Below are 14,521 nucleotides of genomic sequence, written 5' to 3' on the forward strand. Positions count from 1 at the left end.
CATTCCATTGATGCATGAAAGAGTTTCAATTTCTCATCATAAATATTGATTGCTGAAAGTAAACAGCCGATTTGTATATAAAGCACTGCACTTTGGGCAAATTGTGGAGAAAAAATACCCACTCACATTCATATAATGGAGTGGGTAATATTATTATTTTGCTGACTGAAGTAATGCTTCAATTTGCTTGGCATCAGTTGGTACGCCAGAGAGTCTTTGGCCATCTTGCAAGAACAGGGTAGGTGTTCCATCGATATTTAATTTTTGACCTAAAGCAATATTTTTCTGAATTGGGCTTGAGCAACTTTTGCTATTAGTTGGCAATTTGCGATTAAGCATGTAGCTTGTCCAAGCTTCTGCCGGATTTTTTGAGCACCAGATTTGATTTGAAACTTTTTCAGCATTTGGATGCAAACTAGTAAGAGGATAAAGGAACACATATACGGTTACGTTATCAACCCCAACCATATTTTGTTCTAGGCGTTGGCAATATGGGCAATCTGGATCACTAAAGACATAGAGCGTACGTTCGCCTTTACCTTTTACATATTTAATCGCCTGATTTAATGGCAAAGTTTTAACGTCAATCTTACCCAATTCGGCAATACGTTCTTCAGTCATGTTTTTTTGTTGTTTGATGTCGACTAAATTACCAACAAAAAAGTACTTCGCATCTTGATTAGTATAAACAATGCGGCCGCTTGTATAGACTTCATAAATGCCTTGTACAGGCGATTGATAAACACCTTTTACAGGCAAATCCGGATAATTCGTCTTAAGATTTTGTTCAAGTGTTTTAACATCAGCATGAGCAGAACCGAAAATAGCCAGACTCAACATGAGTGTAGCAAGTTTAGTTTTCATCTTTTTTCTCTTTAATTTCAACAGGGCTAATGATGGCATATAAAGCTTAAAAAATTGACGTTCTAATCTAATGAAATCATTAGTGTTTTGTATCTATAAAAAAGCCCACTAACTTAGCAGTGGGCAGTTTGGACTAATAAAAAACTATTATTGTGGTCTTGCTACGTCGCCACTTAAAGCTTCTGGTAACTCAAGAACTTGAAGTCCTAACTCTTGTAGAGCAGCAGGTTTAGCTACAACTAAAGCAAGATAGCCTTCATCATTTGCAATACTATTAACGATTTCTATATCGTTATTTAATTGAGTTGCTGAAGTAGGTGCTTCACCTGTACCTTGTACGAGATGTAACCAGTGTTTTGGTTTTGCTTTAAACCAAAGACGCGCCACAATTTCCTGACCTAAGTAACAACCTTTGTCGTAATTGACGCCTTCACGTTGATGTAAACGTAATTCTTGGGGCTGGAATTCATGTTCAGTAGCCTGTGTAATCCAAGCTTGACCAGTCATAATGGCTTGTTTTTGCCATTCTGAAATATCAGTTTCAGCAGTAGTGAATTCAGTTTGATGATTCACAACTTTTGGGAACACAGTGCCTTGTTCACTTAAAGTCATTTTTGAAAAGGCACCATACTTTTTAATATGCTTGGCAAACTCTTCAACTTGATCTTGAGTAACTACAATTTCAAAACTTTCAGGATTAATCTTCTTTAGCCATAAGCCAAAATGAATACGGCCTTTAAGATCACAAATCGCTGTATAGCGAGTTTCATTTTCAGCTAAACGTTCAGTATCTACAGTAACTTGGCCTTGTAAAAACTTTTGTGCATCTACACCGTTTAAAGCATATGAGGAGAAAGCGAGCAGACTCATGATTAATCTCAAATTCAATATGTTTCTTTATGATTGCTGACTATTTTGCTCCATTTTTAATAAAAAATCAGCCATAGTTTTCGTAATTTGAGTTTGTCCTGAAGTTAGCTTTTTTGTTCAAAAAAACACCAAAAATATACGTTCGGATAAATCGGAAGGTTTAAGCTAATAGCCATAATTTCAATAATTTTAAGGAAATTAAAATAAGGAGAATATGATGGCAACAGGTACAGTGAAATTTCATCGCGTGTTTAAGGCACCAGCCGAGCGAGTCTATCGTGCATTTTTAGATCCAGATGCTTTAGTCAAGTGGTTACCGCCCCACGGTTTTACTGCGAAAGTTCATAGTTTTGATGCAAATGTTGGTGGCTCATACAAAATGAGTTTTACCAATTTTTCAACAGGTTCAACACATGCTTTTGGCGGAACATATGTGGAATTAGTTCCAAATGAACTAATTCGCTACAACGATCAATTCGATGACCCAAATTTACCTGGGACTATGCAGGTTACTATTACGTTAAAAAGCGTATTGGTAGGTACAGAAGTGCATATTACGCAAGAAGGCATACCGAAAGTGATTCCTGTAGAGGCATGCTACTTAGGGTGGCAAGAATCCCTATCTTTGCTTACTTTATTGATTGAAGCTGAAATTCCAGATCAATAAAAAGTTATTTTTTAGAGTCACATAGAAAAGTGAGTAGATTTATTTCTACTCACTTTTTCTTTTTGAACTTTATTCAAAATGAATAAAATATAGAATAATTTTATAACTTCAAAATATAAACAATATGCAGAGAAAAACGATGGATATCCAAATTAAAAGAATTTATGAAAAGGCCGACCCTAGTGACGGTAAGCGAATTTTGGTTGACCGCCTATGGAGCAGGGGAATTAGTAAAGAGAATGCCCACTTGGATTTGTGGCTAAAAGAAGTGGCTCCTTCAACTGAACTTAGAAAGTGGTTCCATGCTGCAACACCAGACCATTGGGAAGAATTTAAACAGCGTTATTTAGAGGAACTTGAAACCAACTCCGCAGTTGAGGAGCTACAACACATCGCAGCAAAACATACAGTTACGCTTTTATATTCAGCAAAAGATGTTGAAAATAACCATGCAATTATTTTGAAAGAATATTTATTAAGTAAAAACTTAAAATGAATATATAAATTTTTTTTTGGTAAAAGTCTCTTATTTAAAACTTTAAAAAATGAGTCATTTCTCGCATAATATATTTTTTGAGATTTTTTTCATGTCTTTGCCAAACTGCCCAAAATGCCAATCAGAATATACTTACCAAGATGGCGACTTATTGATTTGTCCTGAATGTTCACATGAGTGGAAAGAAGGAGAAGCATCAGCAACTGAAGAACAAGAAATCATTAAAGATGCAAATGGAAATGTCTTGGCAGATGGTGATAGCGTCACTGTAATCAAAGATTTAAAAATTAAAGGTTCATCTTCAGTCGTTAAAGTCGGTACAAAGGTAAAAACGATTCGTTTAGTTCCAGATGCAAGTGATGGTCATAATATCGATTGTAAAATTGATGGTATTGGTCAGATGAAACTAAAATCTGAATTTGTAAAAAAAGCTTAAACTGTTAATTATTATTACATTTCAGCAGAGATATATGTCTATATCTCTGCTTTTTAAATTCCTAACATCATTATAATTTTATTACGAAAAAGTATAAAAAATGGGCTGTTCAAGGGATATTTACGCCTTTATATTGTCATTAATAACAAATAACTTTCGTCCAGAATAATAACGAAAGTCATACCCACACCAACAAAAAAATGAGGTTTTTATGGCAGGATGGTACGAAATTTCACAAGCGAGTGATGGACAATATCGCTTTATCTTAAAGGCAGGAAATGGTGAGCCTATTTTAAATAGCGAGCTATATAAGGCAAAAGCCTCTGCTGTAAATGGTATTGAGTCAATTCAGAAAAACAGTGGTGATGATGCCCGATATGAGCGTTTAACTGCAAAGAATGGGAAACCTTATTTCAATTTAAAAGCTGCAAATCATCAGATTATTGGCACGAGCCAGTTCTATGCGAGCGAAGCTTCACGTGATAAAGGAATTGAGTCGGTTAAAAATAATGGTTCATCTACGACTATCAAGGATTTAACTGTTCAATCATAAAAATTGAAATAAAAAAGCAGCTTCTAAAAGCTGCTTTTTTATTTATGTATTTATTAACGCACTAATTTAGCTAAAAGCTCTTCTTTAGTTAAATTACTCGCTTCAGCATCGCGGCGGCCTTTGTATTCAAAAGTACCAGCATCCAAACCTTTTTCACCAATTACAATACGGTGTGGAATACCCATCAATTCAAGGTCAGAGAATTTAACACCTGGACGTTCGTTACGATCATCAAGTAACACATCAAAACCTTGAGCTTGAAGTTCTGCATAAAGAGACTCTGCTGCTTCAAGAGTACGTGGTGATTTGTGCGCATTCATTGGAACAATTGCAATTTCAAAAGGTGCAATGGCTTGAGGCCAGATAATACCTTTGTCATCGTAGTTTTGTTCAATTGCAGCTGCAACAACACGTGTTACACCAATACCGTAGCATCCCATGGTTACTGTAAATGGTTTGCCATCTTCACCTAGAACTTTACAGCCCAAAGCTTCAGAGTATTTAGTACCAAGCTGGAAAATATGACCTACTTCAATACCGCGTTTAATTTGTAGTGTGCCTTTGCCATCTGGAGATGGATCGCCTTCAACCACATTACGTAGGTCAAAAACTTCGCTAATTTGTGCATCACGTTCCCAGTTTACGCCAACCGCATGTTTGTCCGCTTCATTTGCACCAGCAACGAAGTCAGAAAGAACAGATGCAGCACGGTCAACAATTACAGTTAAGCCTTTTTCGACTAAACCTTGTGGACCTGTAAAGCCAGCAGTTAAACCAAATGCTTGGAGTTGTTCTTCAGTTGCAAAAGTAAGAGGCGCAGCAACTAAAGGATGCTTCTCAGCTTTAATCTCATTAAGTTCATGGTCGCCACGTACAAATAGAGCAACGACAGGAACATTACCTTTTTCATCAGCAACGCCTTGAACCAATAAAGCTTTAACAGATTGCTTAGGATCAGCATTTAAGAATTGGCAAACATCATCAATCGTTTTTTGGTTTGGTGTTTCAACCAATTTAAATTCTTGTGTCGGTGCTGCACGTTCACCCACTAAAACAGCCTCAGCCATTTCAACGTTTGCTGCATAATCAGATTCAGTTGAAAATGCGATGTCATCTTCACCACTTGCAGCCAATACGTGGAATTCGTGTGAAGCTGAACCACCAATAGAACCTGTATCTGCTTGTACTGGGCGGAAATCTAAACCTAAACGAGTGAAAATACGACTATAAGTGTCGTACATCACATCATAAGTTTCTTGTAATGACTCTTGAGTTGCATGGAAAGAATAAGCATCTTTCATGATGAACTCACGTGAACGCATTACACCAAAACGTGGTCGAATTTCATCACGGAATTTGGTTTGAATTTGATAGAAGTTTACAGGGAGCTGCTTATAACTTTTTAATTCGTTACGCGCCATATCTGTAATAACTTCTTCATGCGTTGGCCCAAGTACGAATGGGTTCGTATGACGATCTTTAAAGCGTAATAACTCAGGACCATATTGTTCATATCGACCTGATTCTTCCCAAAGACTTGCGGGTTGAGTCACGGGCATGAATACTTCCATCGCGCCTGAACGGTTCATTTCTTCACGAACAATCGCATCTACTTTTTTAAGCACACGTGTTCCCATCGGCAGCCATGTATATAAACCAGATGCCAATTTACGAATCATCCCCGCACGTAACATGAGCTGGTGTGAAATCACTTCAGCATCATTTGGGGTTTCTCTCAACGTTGCAAATAAAAAGCGGCTTGCGCGCATGGAAAAAGTCCTAAAAGTTAAGCGTTATAAAAACGCAGATTATACGATAATCGCTGCATTATGACATGAATCGTCGTGTTTGACGCAGCATAAAGTTTTTCAAGTCATCCAGATAAGTGAAAATGACGGGTACAACCACAAGAGTTAATAGGGTAGAGGTAATCACACCACCAATAACCGCATGAGCCATTGGTGCGCTTTGCTCACCGCCTTCGCCGAGACCTAAAGCTAAGGGAACCATCCCCATCACCATAGCACTTGTGGTCATCAAAATTGGACGTAAACGGGTCTTACCAGCTTGTAAAATAGCGTCATAACGGCTTACACCCTGATCCATCGCTTTCTTAATAAAATCGATCAGCAAAATCGCATTTTTAGTGACAAGCCCCATCAGCATGATAATACCAATAATCGAAAACAGATTTAGCGTGCTTTGGAACAGGAATAAGGCAAGAAAAACACCAATCAATGACAAAGGTAAAGAGGCCATAATTGCTGCGGGATGAATAAAGCTATTAAACTGAGAACCTAGCACGATATAAATAAATACAATCGATAGGGTAATGGCTGTTAATGCGTATCCCGCAGATTCAGCCATATCGGCGTTTGCTCCTTGAGTATCGAATGTATAGCCCGCAGGTAATTTAAATGCCTTTTGCATTTTGTCGATGTCTTGACCAATATCTCCGCTCGGGCGACCAGAGGTATTTGCCTCAATAAGAACCTCACGTTCAAGATCACGTCTGTTAATTTGCGAAGCCCCAAGTTTTTCTTCGGTCGTTGTGACGGCACTCAATGGAACTAATATATTTTGTCCAGCTGCATTGGTTTTATTAGAGTTGATATATAAATTTTGAACATCTTGCGGAAGCATACGTTTATTTTCATTTAAACGTAAATTCACATCATAAGTTTCACCATCACGGTCTTCCCAAGTGGTGACATTATCTCCCGCAATTAATGGTCGAATGGCATTCGCAATTTGGGAAACAGATAAGCCCAAATCACTTGCCAGCACGCGATTAATATGAACACCCAAAGTAGGTTTAGGTTCTTTCAATGAACTTTCTAAATCAACTACGCCTTTAATTTTTTCCATTTCTGCAATAAAGCGATCTGAAATTTTTTGTAGTTCATTTAGGTCAGATCCTTTAATCGAAATCATGATTGGTTTCTGACCGCCAGATACAGAGTCTTGTGCTGCGGCAACAGAAGTCACTCGAATACCCGCTACAGTTTGCAAACGATCACGGAACTCATTATTGAGTGTATTTAGATCTGAGCTACGTTCTTGTTTTGGCTTTAAGGTCACTCCTAAACCGGCATGGTTTTTACCAGAGTCTACTTCACTGTTCACTACACCATAAGTAGAAACGACATCAGGGAATTGTCTAATAATTTGATCGACCTGATGTAATTTTGCTTGGGTATATTCTAAAGAAGAATCTACAGGAGTCTCGAACTGAATGCGCACTTCACCCTTATCTGGTGTAGGTACAAATTCGGTCCCAATCAGTTTCGATAGTCCTAATGCAGCAAATAATGAAGCGATTGCAACAATAACCGTGATTAAACGGAAGCGTAGAGCAAGTTTTAATAGCTTTTCATAAACATGGGTAAGCCGATCTAGTATTTTAGAAATATGGTTAAAAAACCGTTGTAGCCAATTATCTTTTTTCTTTACAGGATCTTTCCAATGAGCAGAAAGCATTGGATCGAGCGTAAAACTAATAAACATTGAAATGAGAACAGCTGTACTGACTGTTACACCGAACTGATAAAAGAAACGTCCAATCAGACCACCCATAAAGGCAACAGGTAGAAATACTGCCACAATGGTAAGTGTAGTTGCGAGTACGGCTAAACCAATTTCTTTTGTCCCTTCAAGAGCTGCTGTTACGTGGTCTTTGCCAAGTTCAGTATGTCGGACGATATTTTCGCGAACTACAATTGCATCATCAATGAGTAAACCAATACTGAGCGATAGTGCTAACAGCGTCATCATGTTAATGCTAAACCCAAAAGCCCAGATAAAAGTTAAGGTTCCGAGCAAAGTAATCGGTAAGGTTAAACCGGTAATAACTGTAGAGCGGAAAGAGCCTAGAAAGAGTAAAACAATAAGAACTGCTAAAGCAGCACCTTCAATAATGGTTCGAACAACATCTTTGATTGAAGCGCGAATACCTTTAGAGCTATCAGCTACGACTTTGTAATCTAAACCCGCAGGCATTTGATCTTTTAATTTTTCTAACGTTTGATAAGTCTGATCGACGACTTTAATTACATTGGCATCGGAACTTTTTAAGATATCGACTGAGACCGCAGTTCTTCCATTATAAAAGGCACTCGATTGTAGTTCGGCTTGAGTATCTTCAACGGTTGCTACTTGTTTTAAAAAAATAGGGGAACCATTTTTATTAGCAATAACTAAATCACCAAATCCAAGAGGATGGATGACTTTTGATTGAATCTGTACAACCAGTTCAGAATTCTTTTGTTGTAAGGTTCCTGCAGGTACTTCTATATTTTCATTTTTTAGCGTGTTAATGACCTGATCAATACCAATACCGTAGCTTTGTAATTGTTCAGGATGAACCTTAATCCGAATTTGACGTTTAGCATCACCTAGTAAATTGACATTACCCACACCAGAAACAGTTTTAAGCTGAGGCACAATTTTTTTGTCTACATAGGAACTTAATTGAGCCAAACTCATGCTGTTTGATTCAAATACGACTGACATGATTGGGCTAGACGAGGGGTCATAGCGTTGCACAATCGGTGTATCAATTTCGTCACGGAACTGCGCTGTGACGGGTGCAATTTTGTCACGAACATCCTGAGCAGCAATCGCCGAAGAAGTATCAAGATTAAACTCGGCAATCACCATTGAAAGGCCTTCACTTGAGCGTGAAGTAATCTGTTTAATGCCTGAAATAGTATTGATTTGATCTTCAAGTTTTTTTGTTATATCTGACTCAACAGCTTCAGGTGACGCACCCGCATATTGTGTGGTGACTACTACGAATGGGAAATCTATATTTGGAAACTCTTCGACAGTCATACGTTTCCAAGACGCCAACCCGAGTACCATTAAGCTGAGCATCATCATAATGGTAAAAACGGGGTATTTCACACTGATTCGAGTAAACCACATACGCTATTTGCTACCTTATTTATTTTTGTCGGTTGTAACCGTCACTTTTTTATTAATGTCGGAATCTTCAAATTGAATACGGCTAACCAGATCTGTGCTTTGTAAACCTTCGACTAAACCAATATTGTCGTTATAACGCTGTTCAATCACACGAATTTTCACTTTTTGAATGGTGTGATTGCGTATCACCCACACAAAAGGGTCATGTTGCATATTTTGAATGCTGTCTAAAGGAATCGTTTGGCCTTGATGAGTGTCATTGCGCAGAATGTTTCCATTAATGAAGGCTCCAATACTTAACGAGTCAATTTTTTCTTTAGGAGCAGCAAAGAACTCAATTTGTCGACTATCTTGATCTGCAACAGGTGAAATGCGAGTTAGCGTTGCATTTAACTGTTTTGAATTGCCCTGAATTTGATATTGAATGTTACTACCGACCTTAAGTGCAGCTTGCTGTTCAATTGGCAACTTGGCCTGTATTTCAAGTTGATCTGGATTTACGATTTCAAATAGTGTTTGTCCAACTGAAACAGTTTGGCCGGGTTCAACTTGGCGTTTAGTAATCACACCTGAAATTGGACTAGTAATAATTCCGTCTTGATCCGCTTTTTTAGCAATATCAACATTGGCTTGTTGTGCTTTTACACTTTCAAGCTGGCCTTTATAGTCAACCTGACTTTGTTCAAACTCGACACGAGCAATAAAACCTTGATTAAATAATCTTTGTTTTCGGTTCATCAAATTACGAGCAAGTTCAGCTTGTGACTGAGCTGATGCAAGGTTAGCTCGTGCTTGTGCTAATCGTGCAACATTGTCCTGATTATTTAATCTGACTAGAACTTGGCCTTTTTGTACCTGTTGACCCACATTTGCAGTGACATTCGTCGCTGTTGCGCTTACTTGTGCCTGAATGGAACTTTGCTGAACCGCACGAATAGTTCCTGTAAATGCAGTTTGAGAATCAAGAGCTCCTTCTTTAACTGCAATAAGGTCTTGAGGAATAAGCTCAATTTTTACAGGAGCTGAGGCTGAGGTTTGGGTTGTTTCTTGCTGATTACATGCAGCTAAAATTAAACATAAACTAATAATACTCAGTTTAAAAAAAGTAGAAGGGGTGAGATGCATTGTGTGCATACAGCATCATCCTATAATTCAAATTTTATTTTGCCCCTATTCTTGATAAACCTTTGCAGTTATTCAAGCTTTTTTAAACGATCGATAATATTTTCATACTCATTGTTGGTTCGGTTATAGGTCTTGGAAAGTGTTTCAAGTGTTTGTTTAACCCGATTAATATTATTTAGATTGTTTTCAATCAACGCCTTATGACGCTCAGGAATCGGTTCTCCTTTTCTGAAATACTCCATTTCCTGACGCTTAAATAAAATTTTGTCTTGTTGTAACTGATTAAGTTGTTCTTGCTGATAATTAATTTGCTTTTTTATAGACACTAATGCCTGATCTCTTTTAATCGAAGCTGTCTTGCTATTGCTATAAGCTTTTTTTAATTTGATATCTTGTTCTTTATGTCGCGCCAATAATGCCCGTTGACTTGATTGATTTAAATCAGCTTCAGCATTATAAGAGTGGTTTCTTTTTATTACTTGCATATTACGATCTAGAGCTTCATAACCATAACGAATATGAGCAGGTGTGACCGATGTACTAATATTGGCAATACCATGTGGATCATAATAACGATACCAAACCGCTTTAGGCGTATCGGCAAGAGCGACAACAGAGGGTAAGAAAAAGAGTGATCCGAAGGAAATAATGCCTATAGATACAGACAAACAGTTCCTGTAAAAGGCATATTTCATCCTGTCATTCATTGAAAATCCCCAAAAAAGATAGCTAAGTCGCTTATTTTTAAATATTTAATCTTCATTATATTAATTATTATTTAGCTGAATAAAAATATAGTCATTATAAAAAAAATGATAATTTTAATTAAAGTGTGATGAGGTTAAAAGTTATTGTTTATAAATGAGAAAGTAGACAAAAATGCCTCATTGAAAATAGAAGGTGAGATATGTTAAAAATGCGTATAAATGTGTAAAAACAAATTTAAGTTAAATTGCATTTATATTTTATTTTTATGGGGATGGAAGATTAAATGGAAGATGCGTTCCAAAATCTGAAAGTAATGGTGATTGATGACTCAAAAACCATTCGCCGTACAGCAGAAACCTTATTACAGCGTGAAGGCTGTGAAGTCATTACTGCTGTGGATGGATTTGAAGCTTTGTCCAAAATTGCAGAAGCAAATCCAGATATTGTTTTTGTCGATATCATGATGCCTCGTTTAGACGGTTATCAAACCTGTGCGCTGATTAAGAACTCTCAAAATTATCAGAACATTCCCGTTATTATGCTCTCTAGTAAAGATGGTCTGTTTGATCAGGCAAAAGGGCGTGTGGTAGGTTCAGATGAATACTTGACGAAACCTTTTAGCAAAGATGAATTGCTAAATGCGATTCGTAATCATGTAAGTTCATAATTAAGTAATTTAAGGGCAAAGAAATGGCACGTATTCTTATTGTAGATGATTCACCAACAGAAACTTTTCGTTTTAAAGAAATTTTAACCAAGCATGGTTATGACGTACTTGAAGCATCTAATGGTGCAGATGGTGTAACTTTGGCAAAAGCAGAGCAACCAGATCTTGTATTGATGGATGTAGTCATGCCAGGTGTAAATGGTTTTCAGGCAACACGCCAGATTACTCGTGATGAAGACACTAAACATATTCCGGTCGTGATTGTGAGTACTAAAGACCAAGCAACTGACCGAGTATGGGGCAAGCGTCAAGGTGCACTTGACTACTTGATTAAGCCAATCGAAGAAAAGCAATTGATCGATGTAATTAAACAATATCTAAATTAACTCATCCAACCATAAAAGCATAAATGGCGGGGTACGCCCGTCTTATAGGATCGAGTATGGCCGCGAACGGATTTATCGAGTTACTTCGTTTGTCTAAACGAGGTAACAGGAATTACGCTTCAGTCCAAAATGAAGCAGAACGGTGGTCAGGAATTGCTTTTGAAATGAGAGGGCAATACTTCGTCGCACCACTTGGGGAAATCTCAGAAGTTATCTATCCACCAAAATATACATCTGTTCCAAATACCCAAAGTTGGGTAAAGGGATTGGCAAATATCAGGGGAAGATTGCTTTCAGTTTCTGATTTGGCGCATTTTATTTCAGGGCAACGAAGTTCATTTTCGTCTGCCCAAAAAGTATTATGTATTAGCCATCACGACCAGTATGTGGGGTTGGTTGTTGATCAAGTCTTGGGGATTCAACACTTTAATAAAAAAAGCTTTTTTTCTCAAAGTTTAAACTTGGAGGAAAATCTAAAAGAATATTGCCAAGGGTATTTTCACCAGCACAATCAGCACTGGCATGTCTTTTTATTTAGTCGATTATTGCAAAACCCACATTATATGAATGCATCGACAAAATTTATAAACTAATTTTTATGCTGTTAATAAACAGTATATTTTTCTGGGGAGAAGCTGTATGGGCTTTAAACTTAAAAAGAAAAGTGGCAATCGTAGTCTAAACGAAAAATCGAATGTCAACTTTATTGCGAAAATCCAGTCAGAAATTGAGCAATATGCCAGTTTATTTGGGGAAAGTAAAAAGTCCAAGCCTATCCTTTATGTAGCTTCTGTATGTTTAGTATTAGCTTCAACTTCGCTCACTTATTTATTTTATAGTGTACCTCGTCATAACCAATTAACACGTAGTATGGGTGAGTTGCGCTTACTATCACAAACAATTTCTAGACAGGCTACGGAAGCAACGGCTTCTGGATCGCCTGAAGCGATGAAAGAGTTAATTGAATCACGCCAACTTTTTGCCAAAAATATTAAAAATGTCGAAAACATTTATGGCACATCTTCAAAAGAATACAAAAAAGTAGCCAGTCTGTGGAAATCTTTGTCTTATGACGTTGACTTGATCTCATCACAACAGAACGTAATTAACCAGTTATATAATATGAATATCTCTATTAGTGATTCTATTCCTGAGATTCAAGCTGAATATAACTTGATGGTTGATAAGATGGTTCGCGAAAAAGTATCAAGTAATCAGGTTGTTATTGCTAAAAACCAGGTATTTATTGCGGAACGTATTTTACGATCTATTAACTCCGTTTTCGTTAGTACAGAGAACTCTGAGAACTCAGCACATGACTTTAGTATCGATATCGAGACTTTCGGCGTGTACTTAGAGGCGCAGCTAAACGGAAATGCTGAATTAGGCGTAGCTAAAGTTGATTCTCCTGAAATTCGTGAATCCTTGGAAGGTATTAAAAGTGAGTATGATAAGGTTTTAAAATCTGCGGCGACGTCAGTTCTTAAAAATACAAACCAGATTGTAAACGTACGTCAATCATCTAGTGAGATCTTCTCACAGTCTGATACAATGTTAACTGCATTAGGTGATCTTTCAGAGCAAACACAATATGGTTGGAAGGCTTTTGCATTAGTTGCATTACTCACATTATCACTTCTTGGTTTGATTGGTTCTGTCTTAAAGCTTTTATCCCTTCGTAGTAAAGCAGATAAACAACGTGTAGCTACATTACAAGAAGAGTATGATCGTAACCAGAATGCTATTTTACGTTTACTTGACGAAATTGCCGATCTTGCAGATGGTGACTTGCGCTCATATGCAACTGTATCTGAAGACTTTACTGGTGCGATTGCCGACTCGATTAACTTTGCGATTGACCAATTACGAGACCTCGTATCTCGAATTCATGAAACTTCGCAAGAAGTTGCTCGTTATACACATAATACACAGAATATTACTAACCAGTTAGCAGAAGCATCTGAGCACCAGGCACAAGAAATTGCAGGTGCATCAACAGCAATGAATGAAATGGCATTGTCTATTGACCAAGTATCGTCTAATGCATCCGAATCTGCTAGCGTAGCACAACGTTCGGTATATATTGCCTCTAATGGTGCACAAGTCGTAAACCGTTCTATTGAGGGTATGGATACGATTCGTGAACAGATTCAGGAAACCTCAAAACGTATTAAACGTTTGGGTGAGTCTTCACAAGAAATTGGTAACATCGTATCGCTCATTAACGATATTGCAGACCAAACAAACATCCTTGCATTAAATGCAGCAATTCAAGCATCTATGGCCGGTGAAGCAGGCCGTGGTTTCGCCGTGGTTGCCGACGAAGTCCAGCGTCTTGCGGAACGTTCTGCTTCGGCGACTAAACAGATTGAAACGCTTGTTAAAACGATTCAAACGGATACTAACGAAGCCGTTATCTCGATGGAACAAACGACAACTGAGGTTGTACGTGGCGCTAACTTGGCGAAAGATGCGGGTATTGCACTCGATGAAATTCAAAAAGTATCGGGTGACTTGGCAAACTTAATTGCGAGCATTTCTGATGCTGCAAAACTTCAATCAGCATCTGCAAGTCATATTGCTGCAACCATGACAGTCGTACAAGAAATTACTTCACAAACAACAACGGCAACCTTCGATACTGCTCGTTCTGTATCTGAATTAGCGAATATGTCGGAGTCATTACGTGAGTCAGTAACGGACTTTAAATTACCTGACTAAATTGGGGGATGAGAATAGCTATTCTCATAATAGCTATTCTTTTAAAAGTATGAGCAGCGCCAAACAAATATTGGGGAAATAGTTATTTTTTTGGTGTTGACT

At 37.7% G+C, this 14,521-nt stretch carries 14 protein-coding genes and 1 pseudogene; 8 read left to right on the top strand and 7 right to left on the bottom strand.

Translation table 11 applies throughout. The features are described from left to right. Window positions 1-153: 153 nt before the first annotated feature. The 3 genes and pseudogenes from JGE69_RS14540 to JGE69_RS18085 all read right to left on the bottom strand — a co-directional run. Complete coding sequence (locus tag JGE69_RS14540) at window positions 154-864, bottom strand: DsbC family protein (protein WP_199113891.1); 711 nt, start codon at window positions 862-864, stop codon at window positions 154-156. Window positions 865-1,011: 147 nt separating this feature from the next. Continuing rightward, window positions 1,012-1,734, bottom strand: coding sequence for a YgfZ/GcvT domain-containing protein (locus tag JGE69_RS14545; protein ID WP_199113893.1), 723 nt, complete (start codon window positions 1,732-1,734; stop codon window positions 1,012-1,014). A gap of 107 nt (window positions 1,735-1,841) precedes the next feature. After that, window positions 1,842-1,910, bottom strand: a pseudogene (locus JGE69_RS18085) (hypothetical protein); the annotation flags it as partial. Window positions 1,911-1,948: 38 nt separating this feature from the next. Here JGE69_RS18085 and JGE69_RS14550 point away from each other — a divergent pair. The 4 genes from JGE69_RS14550 to JGE69_RS14565 all read left to right on the top strand — a co-directional run bounded on the left by JGE69_RS14550 (window position 1,949) and on the right by JGE69_RS14565 (window position 3,886). Further along, on the top strand, window positions 1,949-2,401 hold the full coding sequence (locus JGE69_RS14550) for an SRPBCC family protein (RefSeq protein ID WP_174724601.1): 453 nt from the start codon (window positions 1,949-1,951) through the stop codon (window positions 2,399-2,401). Window positions 2,402-2,540: 139 nt separating this feature from the next. Further along, window positions 2,541-2,897 carry a DUF488 domain-containing protein gene (locus JGE69_RS14555; protein ID WP_199113894.1) on the top strand — a complete coding sequence of 119 codons (357 nt, stop codon included), beginning with the start codon at window positions 2,541-2,543 and terminating at the stop codon, window positions 2,895-2,897. Between the two features lie 91 nt (window positions 2,898-2,988). Then, window positions 2,989-3,333, top strand: a complete 345-nt coding sequence (locus JGE69_RS14560) for a zinc ribbon domain-containing protein YjdM (protein WP_002116259.1) — start codon at window positions 2,989-2,991, stop codon at window positions 3,331-3,333. 211 nt (window positions 3,334-3,544) lie between these two features. Further along, window positions 3,545-3,886 (top strand): YegP family protein, encoded by a 342-nt coding sequence (locus JGE69_RS14565; RefSeq protein ID WP_199113895.1) that lies wholly within the window; start codon window positions 3,545-3,547, stop codon window positions 3,884-3,886. Between the two features lie 53 nt (window positions 3,887-3,939). Here the strand turns inward: JGE69_RS14565 and JGE69_RS14570 are convergent, their stop codons facing one another. The 4 genes from JGE69_RS14570 to JGE69_RS14585 all read right to left on the bottom strand — a co-directional run bounded on the left by JGE69_RS14570 (window position 3,940) and on the right by JGE69_RS14585 (window position 10,644). Next, a complete protein-coding gene (locus tag JGE69_RS14570) occupies window positions 3,940-5,655 on the bottom strand; it encodes a proline--tRNA ligase (RefSeq protein ID WP_086265182.1) in 1,716 nt (571 codons plus the stop codon). Window positions 5,656-5,713: 58 nt separating this feature from the next. After that, entirely contained in the window at window positions 5,714-8,812 is a 3,099-nt protein-coding gene (locus JGE69_RS14575; protein WP_199113896.1) for an efflux RND transporter permease subunit, read from the bottom strand. 15 nt (window positions 8,813-8,827) lie between these two features. Next, complete coding sequence (locus tag JGE69_RS14580; RefSeq protein ID WP_199113995.1) at window positions 8,828-9,937, bottom strand: efflux RND transporter periplasmic adaptor subunit; 1,110 nt, start codon at window positions 9,935-9,937, stop codon at window positions 8,828-8,830. A gap of 68 nt (window positions 9,938-10,005) precedes the next feature. After that, complete coding sequence (locus JGE69_RS14585; protein ID WP_199113897.1) at window positions 10,006-10,644, bottom strand: hypothetical protein; 639 nt, start codon at window positions 10,642-10,644, stop codon at window positions 10,006-10,008. A 284-nt stretch (window positions 10,645-10,928) separates the two neighbouring features. On the opposite strand from JGE69_RS14585, the gene pilG reads away from it, so the two are divergent. Genes pilG through JGE69_RS14605 form a run of 4 tightly spaced genes read left to right on the top strand, consistent with a single transcriptional unit; the run spans window position 10,929 to window position 14,419 of the window. Further along, on the top strand, window positions 10,929-11,312 hold the full coding sequence (gene pilG, locus JGE69_RS14590; protein ID WP_000389061.1) for a twitching motility response regulator PilG: 384 nt from the start codon (window positions 10,929-10,931) through the stop codon (window positions 11,310-11,312). A gap of 23 nt (window positions 11,313-11,335) precedes the next feature. Then, the gene (locus JGE69_RS14595) at window positions 11,336-11,698 is read left to right on the top strand and encodes a response regulator (protein WP_046811934.1); all 363 of its coding nucleotides are present in this window, start codon (window positions 11,336-11,338) and stop codon (window positions 11,696-11,698) included. A gap of 56 nt (window positions 11,699-11,754) precedes the next feature. Further along, the gene (locus tag JGE69_RS14600) at window positions 11,755-12,291 is read left to right on the top strand and encodes a chemotaxis protein CheW (RefSeq protein WP_069124013.1); all 537 of its coding nucleotides are present in this window, start codon (window positions 11,755-11,757) and stop codon (window positions 12,289-12,291) included. Window positions 12,292-12,337: 46 nt separating this feature from the next. Next, window positions 12,338-14,419 (top strand): methyl-accepting chemotaxis protein, encoded by a 2,082-nt coding sequence (locus tag JGE69_RS14605; RefSeq protein WP_068565018.1) that lies wholly within the window; start codon window positions 12,338-12,340, stop codon window positions 14,417-14,419. The last annotated feature ends 102 nt before the right edge of the window (window positions 14,420-14,521 follow it).

This window comes from Acinetobacter sp. C13, assembly GCF_016809775.1.
GTDB classification, from domain to species: Bacteria; Pseudomonadota; Gammaproteobacteria; order Pseudomonadales; family Moraxellaceae; genus Acinetobacter; species Acinetobacter pittii.

What these genes read in the sequence shown, in the direction of transcription:
- JGE69_RS14540 (WP_199113891.1), bottom strand. Translation starts at nt 864, where the DNA reads ATGAAAACTAAACTTGCTACACTCATGTTGAGTCTGGCTATTTTCGGT.
- JGE69_RS14545 (WP_199113893.1), bottom strand. Translation starts at nt 1,734, where the DNA reads ATGAGTCTGCTCGCTTTCTCCTCATATGCTTTAAACGGTGTAGATGCA.
- JGE69_RS14550 (WP_174724601.1), top strand. Translation starts at nt 1,949, where the DNA reads ATGATGGCAACAGGTACAGTGAAATTTCATCGCGTGTTTAAGGCACCA.
- JGE69_RS14555 (WP_199113894.1), top strand. Translation starts at nt 2,541, where the DNA reads ATGGATATCCAAATTAAAAGAATTTATGAAAAGGCCGACCCTAGTGAC.
- JGE69_RS14560 (WP_002116259.1), top strand. Translation starts at nt 2,989, where the DNA reads ATGTCTTTGCCAAACTGCCCAAAATGCCAATCAGAATATACTTACCAA.
- JGE69_RS14565 (WP_199113895.1), top strand. Translation starts at nt 3,545, where the DNA reads ATGGCAGGATGGTACGAAATTTCACAAGCGAGTGATGGACAATATCGC.
- JGE69_RS14570 (WP_086265182.1), bottom strand. Translation starts at nt 5,655, where the DNA reads ATGCGCGCAAGCCGCTTTTTATTTGCAACGTTGAGAGAAACCCCAAAT.
- JGE69_RS14575 (WP_199113896.1), bottom strand. Translation starts at nt 8,812, where the DNA reads ATGTGGTTTACTCGAATCAGTGTGAAATACCCCGTTTTTACCATTATG.
- JGE69_RS14580 (WP_199113995.1), bottom strand. Translation starts at nt 9,937, where the DNA reads ATGCATCTCACCCCTTCTACTTTTTTTAAACTGAGTATTATTAGTTTA.
- JGE69_RS14585 (WP_199113897.1), bottom strand. Translation starts at nt 10,644, where the DNA reads ATGAATGACAGGATGAAATATGCCTTTTACAGGAACTGTTTGTCTGTA.
- pilG (WP_000389061.1), top strand. Translation starts at nt 10,929, where the DNA reads ATGGAAGATGCGTTCCAAAATCTGAAAGTAATGGTGATTGATGACTCA.
- JGE69_RS14595 (WP_046811934.1), top strand. Translation starts at nt 11,336, where the DNA reads ATGGCACGTATTCTTATTGTAGATGATTCACCAACAGAAACTTTTCGT.
- JGE69_RS14600 (WP_069124013.1), top strand. Translation starts at nt 11,755, where the DNA reads ATGGCCGCGAACGGATTTATCGAGTTACTTCGTTTGTCTAAACGAGGT.
- JGE69_RS14605 (WP_068565018.1), top strand. Translation starts at nt 12,338, where the DNA reads ATGGGCTTTAAACTTAAAAAGAAAAGTGGCAATCGTAGTCTAAACGAA.